General features: G+C 68.3%; 7 protein-coding genes and 1 tRNA gene. 5 read left to right on the plus strand and 3 right to left on the minus strand.

Annotation, left to right across the window (positions count from 1 at the left end):
* Positions 1–4 precede the first annotated feature (4 nt).
* Entirely contained in the window at positions 5–772 is a 768-nt protein-coding gene (locus WD271_04430) for an SDR family oxidoreductase (GenBank protein ID MEX1007074.1), read from the plus strand.
* On the opposite strand, the gene WD271_04435 is transcribed toward WD271_04430, so the two are convergent.
* Positions 769–1,665, minus strand: coding sequence for an SDR family oxidoreductase (locus tag WD271_04435; protein MEX1007075.1), 897 nt, complete (start codon positions 1,663–1,665; stop codon positions 769–771). The genes WD271_04430 and WD271_04435 overlap by 4 nt on opposite strands.
* Before the next feature lie 75 nt (positions 1,666–1,740).
* Between WD271_04435 and WD271_04440 the strand changes: the two genes are divergently transcribed.
* The gene (locus WD271_04440) at positions 1,741–2,487 is read left to right on the plus strand and encodes an alpha/beta hydrolase (protein MEX1007076.1); all 747 of its coding nucleotides are present in this window, start codon (positions 1,741–1,743) and stop codon (positions 2,485–2,487) included.
* A 620-nt stretch (positions 2,488–3,107) separates the two neighbouring features.
* Here WD271_04440 and WD271_04445 read toward each other — a convergent pair.
* Positions 3,108–4,079, minus strand: coding sequence for a Gfo/Idh/MocA family oxidoreductase (locus WD271_04445; GenBank protein ID MEX1007077.1), 972 nt, complete (start codon positions 4,077–4,079; stop codon positions 3,108–3,110).
* A gap of 395 nt (positions 4,080–4,474) precedes the next feature.
* Between WD271_04445 and WD271_04450 the strand changes: the two genes are divergently transcribed.
* From WD271_04450 to WD271_04460, 3 genes are all read left to right on the plus strand, one after another.
* The gene (locus WD271_04450; protein ID MEX1007078.1) at positions 4,475–5,233 is read left to right on the plus strand and encodes an alpha/beta fold hydrolase; all 759 of its coding nucleotides are present in this window, start codon (positions 4,475–4,477) and stop codon (positions 5,231–5,233) included.
* A 396-nt stretch (positions 5,234–5,629) separates the two neighbouring features.
* The gene (locus WD271_04455) at positions 5,630–6,913 is read left to right on the plus strand and encodes a cytochrome P450 (protein ID MEX1007079.1); all 1,284 of its coding nucleotides are present in this window, start codon (positions 5,630–5,632) and stop codon (positions 6,911–6,913) included.
* Positions 6,914–7,005: 92 nt separating this feature from the next.
* Entirely contained in the window at positions 7,006–8,064 is a 1,059-nt protein-coding gene (locus tag WD271_04460; GenBank protein ID MEX1007080.1) for a dihydrodipicolinate reductase, read from the plus strand.
* 249 nt (positions 8,065–8,313) lie between these two features.
* Here WD271_04460 and WD271_04465 read toward each other — a convergent pair.
* Positions 8,314–8,386, minus strand: a tRNA-Val gene (locus tag WD271_04465).
* Positions 8,387–8,528: the final 142 nt, after the last annotated feature.

Here is an 8,528-nt window from a genome sequence, read left to right on the forward strand (position 1 = left end):
TGCTGTGGAGCTGGCGCTGCAGGGTAAGACCGTACTCATAACCGGCGCGTCCAAAGGCATCGGCCTCGGTATGGCGACCGCGTTCGCGCGAGAGGGCGCGGCGGTGATGATCTCTTCGCGCAAGCAGAACGCGCTGGACCTTGCCGCCCGCGACATCGAAGCCGCCGTCCCGGGCGCGCGCGTCGCGACGTTCGCGGCGAATGCCGGTGAGCCGGAACAAGCTGAAGCGTGCGTCGCCGCGACGCTCGATCGGCTCGGCGCCATCGACGTGCTGGTGAACAACGCGGGTACGAACCCGGTGATGGGGCGGACGATCGACGCCGATCTCGACGCGTGGGACAAGACCTTCCGGGTAAATGTCCGCGGTGCGCTCGTCTGGACGCAGTACGCCTGGCGATCGGCGATGCAGGAGCACGGCGGCTGCGTGATCAACATCTCGTCCGTCGGCGGGATCTCCGGCACCTCGGGCATCGGCGCCTACAACATCACCAAAGCCGCGCTCATCCATCTCACGAAGGTGCTCGCCGTCGAGCTGGCTCCCAAGGTGCGCGTGAACGCGATCGCGCCGGGCCTCGTGAAGACCGACTTCGCCCGCGCCCTGTGGGAACCGGCGGGCGATGCCGCAGGACTCGGTCTGCCCCTTCAGCGGCTCGGCGAACCCGACGATATCGCCGGCAGCGCGGTGTTCCTCGCGAGCGACGCCGCGCGATGGATCACCGGCCACGTGCTGGTGGTCGACGGTGGCGCCCTCGTGGGTCGGTCACCCGTCTAGAAGTTCCGCAGGTCGAACTCGACGTCGGCGAAGCGCGCCGCCTCCTTCTGCAGTTCCTCCACCGTCCACCGACCGTCCTTGTGAATGCGGTCGACGAGCGAGAACGGCTTGAAGAGCGACACGTCGCCGCCCTGGACGAAGAACACCCGACCCTTGATCGGGCAGTCCTCGGTAGCCAGATAGGCGACGAACGGCGACACGTTGCCCGGGTCCGACGGGTTGAACTCGCCCGCTTTCGGCTGCGGACGGTTCTCCACGCCGGGGATCGTCTGGATGAGGCGTGTCATCGCCGCGGGGGCGATGGCGTTGACGCGCACGCCGTAACGATCCAGTTCCATCTGGGCGATGATCGCCAGCGTCGCGATGCCGGTCTTGGCCGCGCCGTAGTTCGTCTGGCCGACGTTGCCGAAGAGTCCCGACGTAGACGACGTGTTGATCACCGACGCCTTCAACGGCGTGCCCGCCTTCGCCTGGTCGCGCCAGTACGCGGCGGCGAAGTGCAACGGCACGAAGTGGCCCTTCAGGTGGACGTGGATGACCGCGTCCCATTCTTCTTCCGACATGTTGGTGATCATGCGGTCGCGCAGGATGCCCGCGTTGTTCACGAGCACGTGCAGCTCGCCGAACGTGTCGAGCGCCGTCTGGATCAGGCGCTGACCACCTTCCCAGTCGGCGCAGCTGTCGGTGTTGGCCACCGCCTCGCTGCCCATCGCCTTGATCTCGTCGACGACCTCTTGCGCCGGCCCCGCGTCGGCGCCCGTGCCGTCTTCCTTGCCGCCGAGGTCGTTCACCACGACCTTGGCTCCTTCGCGCGCGAAGAGCAGCGCGTGCTCCCGCCCGATCCCGCGCCCGGCGCCGGTGATGACGGCCACCCGTCCGTCCAATGTGCCCATCGCAGAAGACTCCCCCGTCGATCGTCGATCCGGGCAGGGAGGCTACTGCGCGCGAGTTCGCGTTACCTTCTCGGCATGCCCATGTATCAAACCTTCGACGGATGCTCGCTCTTCTACGACGACCAGGGCGACGGGCAAGCCGTCGTACTCCTCCACGGCTTCGTCGGCGACATCAACATCGACTGGGTGCGCTCCGGAGTCCTCGACCGGCTCCTCGACGAGGGCTACCGGGTCATCGCGTTCGACGCGCGCGGGCACGGCCTCTCGGAGAAGCCCCACGAGCTGAGTGCCTACGAGAACGACGCGCTGACGAAGGACGCGCAGGCGCTCCTCGACCAGGTCGGGCTCGATCAGTACCTGCTCGTGGGATTCTCGATGGGTGCGCGGACCGCGTTGCACGTGGCTGCGATCGACCCCCGCGTGCGCGGGGTCGTCGCGCTCGGCCTCGGCGAGCACAGCTTGCAGCACAACGCACGTGGCATCGGCCTGGTACCGCAGGCACTGCTCACCGACGATCCCGACTCGATCGAGCACGATTCGATCCGCAACTTCCGCGAGATGGCCGACGCCATCCACGCCGACCGTAAGGCGCTGGCGGCGTTGATGACCGCAGAGCGCACCGAAGTTCCCGACCTTCTCGACGACGTCAAGGTTCCCGTGCTCGTGGTCACGGGATCCGACGACGCGACCGCGGGCGCGCCCGGCCCGCTCGCCGAGCGCTTTGCGAACGGCAGAGCCGTCCAGACCGCGGGCGATCACCCAGGCGTGAAGGACCAGCCGGAGATGCACGACGCGATGCTGGAGTTCCTCGCGTCGGTCTGAACGTTCCCAGGATGTAGACACTGTGTCAGTCGCAAGAGCGCGGTTTGAAAGCCGTCCCAGAAGGTCCACCCGAGGCTCCGAGGTGCCCCGGCCCGGCTGACGTAGCTCGCGGAGATGTCGTCGACGTCGGAAGCCGAAAGCCGCCGCTGCACCGGGCCAGCTCGTCGATCGAGGGTGGGGCGGTTGCGGCGACGGCGTTTCTCGGCAAGCAAGGAATGCCCCGCCGCCGCGTGGTCAGGAAGATGACCGACACCCTGGTCGCCGACGCGGCAGCCATGTACCGCGACGGTCAGTCGCCAAAAGACCGTGGCTGACAGGTTCAAGATCGACACCAGGACTTTGGGCCGAGAGTTCCGCAAGGCCGGAGTCCCGATCAGGCCGCGGCGCGGATGGCTCTACTGACCTCCAGGTCGGCCCGCTCACCCGACCCCCTGGAGCAGGCCGAGATCGACAGGCGCGCCACCCGCATAACCCTGCCGGTTCTGGGCCCGAGGGAGTCGCGTCGCCCACACCGCGCCATAACGACCCGGACGTGACACCGGGCCACTCGTACGTGGCGGCCGTGGGCTCTCCCCACGACGAGTTCCACACCGACGGCGGCGCCACTTACCTGTCGATCTTCAAGCTCTGAGGCGGTTCATCACCCGCGCGCACTCGACGCCGTCGGTGAAGGTCGGTTCGCCATCGGGGACCTTGCCGTCGCGAACGGCATCGCGCACGACCTGCGCCCACGCCCGCATCGGGACGAGGTGAGGATCCTCGGCCGGCGCGTCGAACGCGAAGACCTCGCTCGATCCCTCGTTGGTGCGCAGCTTGATGCGCTGGTCGCCGACGGATTCGAGGACGCCGTCGGAGCCGAGGACGGTAATGCGCGTCGGTACGTTCGCCGGCGCGACGAACGAGGTGTCGATGGTCACCGTCGCGCCGCCGGCGGTGCGCATCCACGCGGTGAACGCATCTTCCGCCGTGCACTCGAACCGGTTGCCGTCGCGGTCCGGTCGTTCGGCGATGGTGACCTGCGTGCGCGCACCCGCGTCGGTGAGGGCGCCGAAGGTCCAGCGCAGGAAGTCGATCGCGTGTGATCCCCACGCGCCGATCCACCCGCCGCCGCGCGACGCGTCGAACAGCCACCCGTACCACCGCAGGGGGATGCGTGAACCGGCGTTGAACGCGTTCCACTGCACGTGCTCCACCGTGCCCACCGCGCCCTCCTGCACCAGCTCCCGGAGCCGGGCCCGCCCGGGGTGGTGGCGGAACTCGAAGTTGAGCAGCGCGACGACGCCCGCGTCGCGGGCGGCGTCGTCCATGGCGAGCGCGTCGGCTTCGTCGCACCCGAAGGGCTTGTCACACAGCACGGCCTTGCCCGCCTCCACCGCGGCGACGACCAAGTCGCGATGGCAGAACGGCGGCGAGTGCACCGCGACGAGGTCGACATCGGCTCGGGCGAGCAGCGCGCGGACCGCATCGTCGTCGCGGGGCGACACGACGTCGATGACCTCGCAGCCCTCGGTCCCGTCGAAGACCGGCGCGACTACGCGTGCGCCGAACCCCCGACCGATCACGCCAACGCCGACCGCCGACTTCGTTACCATGACTCCTCCTCGTCCGCGTCCTGCCGGAATCGGTTTAGCACCGAGCACGAACTGCACCCGCTACGTGCCGTCGAATCCTTGTCCTCGATCAGCTCTTCGGCACGCACGGCGGAGCGTGACGAACTACGACGTCGACGACGAAACGGTTCGACAAGCGCTGAGGCGGGCTGGAGTCGTGCTTCGGGCGAGGCGCGGATGACCTGGATGGAGTGACTACTAGGCGCGCCCCCGCACCGATCCCTGCCGGTTCGGTACGGGCCGGAGTGACCGGCGACGGTGTCGTTCGCCTCGCGGGCCGTCGATATCCGGCGCGCGACGTATGCGCGGTCTGGCGGTGAGCGCGCCAAGGTCCTGGGGTCGGGCAGCGAAGTTCTCGTGGTGCGAGACTCGAGGTCGTGATCGACGTTCTCTACGCCCAGGCCGACGATGGGACGCATGTCGCGTACCGAGTCCTCGACGCCGACCCGTCCGCCGAGCCTGCCCGCGACGTCGTGATGGTGCCGGGTGGGCTAATCCCGCTCGAGTTGTTCGAGGAGGAGCCCGGGTTCGCCCGTCTGCTCGAGGGGCTGCGTGCGCTCGGTCGGGTAATTGTCTTCGACCGCCGCGGGGTGGGTCTATCGGACCCGATCCAGGACTGGGAGCGCACGGTCGTCGACCAGTGGACTGACGATCTCGCGGCCGTCGTGGACGAATCGGGAACCCGCGACATCGTGCTGGTGGCCTGGGACGGCTTCGGCGTCGGCTCGCGGTACGCGGCGATGCACCCTGAGCGGGTGTCGGCGTTGGTGCTCTACGAGCCATTTGTCGTCGCGGACGATGATTGGGAAGCGTGGTCTGCCCGCCGCATGCAACGCGGCAACGCCAACGTGCGCGGAGAGGACGACATTCTCGCTGAGGTCGCACCGAGCCGAATCGCCGATCGCGAGTTTCGCGACTGGTACGCGCGAGCGGGCCGACTCGGCGCCAGCCCATCGACGGCTCCCCGAATCTGGGGATCGGTAATGCGCGCTCATCCGCGGGACGCTCTCCTCGAGCAGGTCGTTGCCCCGACGCTCGTACTTGACCGCCGCGACAACCTCGAGCCGCTCGGCACCCATGACCTCAAGGGGGTTCCCGGCGCCTGGCAACTGTTCCGCGTGGCGCCCAACACCTGAGCGATTCGCGGAGCGCGGTGGAGCGCGCGCTCGGTTCGCTCCTGGGATCCGTAGCCCATCGCACAACTCGACCGGGCGATCGACAACGACGGCTGAGGCTACCGACCGCCCGCGCCGGACCGCGCCGACAGAACACGCGCCGAACCGCCATCTCCGGGGAGCACCGAATCGGCACCTTGAGGTGCACTCGATCTGGCGCCGCGATGCTCGCCGGTCTGTGCGGCCCCTGCGGCCTGGCATCGTGCACCCCCTCACTGGGCATCCTGCGCGGCCGACCTCAGCGGGTCGCCTTGCACACCGACCCTTCGAAGTCTCGGTCGTCCCGAAAAAGCTGTGGCGGCGCCTGGGCTACCGTGCGTCTGCTTGGCAGTCGCTCGGCGAGATGAGGGAGGCGTCGTGGCGAGTGAATTCGACCAGGTCGATTTCTTCTCGGACGCATCGTTGCTGGAGGACCCGTACCCGTACTTCGAGCACCTGCGCTCGAAGTGCCCGTTGACGCCGCTCCCGCATCACGGCGTGGTGGCCATCTCCGGCTTGGACGAGGCCAGCGACGTCTACCGCGCCCCGGACACGTTCTCCTCGTGCAACTCCGTGATCGGGCCGTTCGCCGCGTTCCCGGTGCCGCTCGAAGGCGACGACATCAGCGAGATCATCGAGACGTATCGCCACCAGCTCCCGATGAACGAGCACATGGTGACGATGGACCCGCCGGAACACACTCGGCAGCGGGCGCTGCTCATGCGCTTGATCACCCCGCTACGCCTCAGGGAGAACGAGGAGTTCATGTGGCGCCTCGCGGATCGGCAGCTCGACGAGCTCCTGGCCCTGGGTCGCTGCGAGTTCATCTCCGCCTACTCCCAGCCGTTTGCCCTGCTGGTCGTGGCCGACCTCCTCGGGGTGCCCGAGTCCGACCACCAGCGGTTCCGCGAGGGGTTCGGCCTCCTGAGCAGCGGGCCGGGCGAGCTCGGCGGCGGCGAGGAGCAGCAAGAGCTCAACGCGCTGGAGTGGCTTGACGAGTACTTCGCGGCGTACATCGAGGACCGTCGCCGCGAGCCGCGCCACGACGTCCTGACCGAGATGGCGCTCGCCAAGTACCCTGACGGCTCCACGCCGGATGTGATGTCGGTCGTGCGGAGCGCGACGTTCCTGTTCGCGGCCGGGCAGGAGACGACGGCCCGGTTGCTCGCCACCGCGCTGAAGTACCTCGCGGAGTATCCGGAGCTCCAGGACGAGCTCAGGACACATCGCGAGCGCATTCCCGACTTCATCGAGGAGGCGCTGCGGATCGAGAGCCCGGTGAAGGCGGACTTCCGTCTTGCCCGTCGAGCGACGACGATCGGTGGTGTCGACATCGCGCCCGGGACGCCGGTGATGCTGCTCAACGGTGCCGCCAACCGGGATCCGCGGCGGTTCGAGTGCCCCGCCGAGTTCAAGCTCGACCGGCCGAACACCAGGGAGCACATCGCCTTCGGACGCGGTATCCACTCTTGCCCCGGTGGGCCGCTCGCGCGCGCCGAAGGCCGTATCAGCCTCGAGCGCATCCTCGACCGGATGCGCGACATCCGGCTCTCCGAGGAGCACCACGGCCCCGCCGGCGCCCGGCGGTTCGAGTACGAGCCGACCTGGGTCCTACGCGGCCTCCGCGAACTCCACATCGAGTTCACGCCCGCCGACGCGTGACGCGGCCGCGAGGGGAACGAGCTGACGAACGATCATCGGAGTTGGGGCGCGCGGCCCTGACTGTGCGGCTGACTGAAGAGGGGCCACGACGCATGAGCGGGACGCACCATCGCGTCGTCCAGTGGGCAACCGGGAACATCGGGACCAAGTCGTTGCGGGCGGTGATCGAGCACCCGAATCTCGAGCTCGTCGGGCTGTACGTACACTCGGCCGACAAGGCCGGGAAGGACGCCGGAGAGCTCTGTGGCGCGGGGACAACCGGGGTGGTCGCGACGAACTCGATCGACGACATCCTCGCTCTCGGCGCCGACTGCGTCCTGTACATGCAGCAGGGCTGCGACTTCGACGACGTGTGCCGCATCCTCGAGTCGGGTGCCAACATCGTGACGACACGCGGCGAGTTCCACCGCCCGGCGAGCATGGACCCGGCTATCCGTCGGCGGGTCGAGGACGCGTGCGCGAAGGGCGGCACCTCGATCCACTCGATCGGCAGCAGTCCAGGGTTCATCTCGGAAGCTCTACCCCTCGTGCTGCTATCGATGGAGCGCAGCCTCGAGCTGTTGCAGATCGATGAGTTCGCCGATATGTCGTCGCGCAGCTCGCCCGAGATGCTGTTCCAGCTCATGGGCTTCGGCCTCGACCCGGGGAAGTTCGACGTGCGGCGCTTCGGCCACATCGCCAACGCCTTCGGCCCGTCGCTGTCGGCGCTCGCCGACGCCATCGGTATGCCGATCGACGCGATCGAACCCGGCGGCGAGATCGCAGTGGCCACGCGCGACGTCGTGATCCCCGCCGGCACGGTCAAGGCCGGGACCGTCGCCGCCCAGTCTCCGTCCGTGACCGGTCTCCGACACGGGAAGCCGCTGCTGCGCTTCCGCGCGAACTGGTACGTCACCACCGATCTCGAGCCGGCCCGGGACCTCCGGGAGACCGGCTGGCGGGTGCAGGTCCACGGCGACACGCCGCTCGACGTCGAGATCCGGTTCCCGGTGGAGCCGGAGCGCTACCCGCAGGTGTCGCCCGGCTTCACCGCGCATCCGGCCGTCAACGCCATTCCGGTGGTGTGCGACGCGAAGCCCGGGATCCGCAGCACCTTCGACCTGCCCAGGGTCGTCCCCACCTTGGCTGACGCGCCCGCAACGCGCCGGTGAGCGAGCGGGGTACCAGTCGCGGTCGGCGTCTGCGCAATGCCTCCGAGCACAGAACGCGCCGACAGAACGTTCAAGGAATCGCCGTCGCGTGGAGCGGAGAACGGCACATCTCGCGCACTCGTCCGGCGCGGGGACTGTCCCGAGTTCAACTGCAGTCGGAGTTTGAAAGAAGCGACGAAGTGGTTTGAGCCAACGGGCACGCGAATTGGCGTGTGACCTGCGCAACGTTGTGATTTTGGCAACGACCCGTGGGCGTTGAGGGTTTCGATCCCCCGACCTCCGCCTTGTAAGGGCGGCGCTCCTCCTACTGAGCTAAACGCCCGAGCTCAGTCACGGTACAAGAAGGCGCCGCCCACGACGCTCCTCGCCTCCACCACTACTGGGAGCGAAACGCCCGACGCCCGTCACCGTACAAGAAGGCGCCGCCCACGACGCTCCTCGCCTCCACCACTACTGGGAGCGAA

It is taken from the genome of Acidimicrobiia bacterium, from assembly GCA_040880805.1.
Taxonomy (GTDB): Bacteria; Actinomycetota; Acidimicrobiia; order IMCC26256; family DASPTH01; genus DASPTH01.

Excerpts from the sequence above, each read along its gene's own strand:
- WD271_04435 (MEX1007075.1), bottom strand. The coding sequence starts at position 1,665 with ATGGGCACATTGGACGGACGGGTGGCCGTCATCACCGGCGCCGGGCGC.
- WD271_04440 (MEX1007076.1), top strand. The coding sequence starts at position 1,741 with ATGCCCATGTATCAAACCTTCGACGGATGCTCGCTCTTCTACGACGAC.
- WD271_04445 (MEX1007077.1), bottom strand. The coding sequence starts at position 4,079 with ATGGTAACGAAGTCGGCGGTCGGCGTTGGCGTGATCGGTCGGGGGTTC.
- WD271_04460 (MEX1007080.1), top strand. The coding sequence starts at position 7,006 with ATGAGCGGGACGCACCATCGCGTCGTCCAGTGGGCAACCGGGAACATC.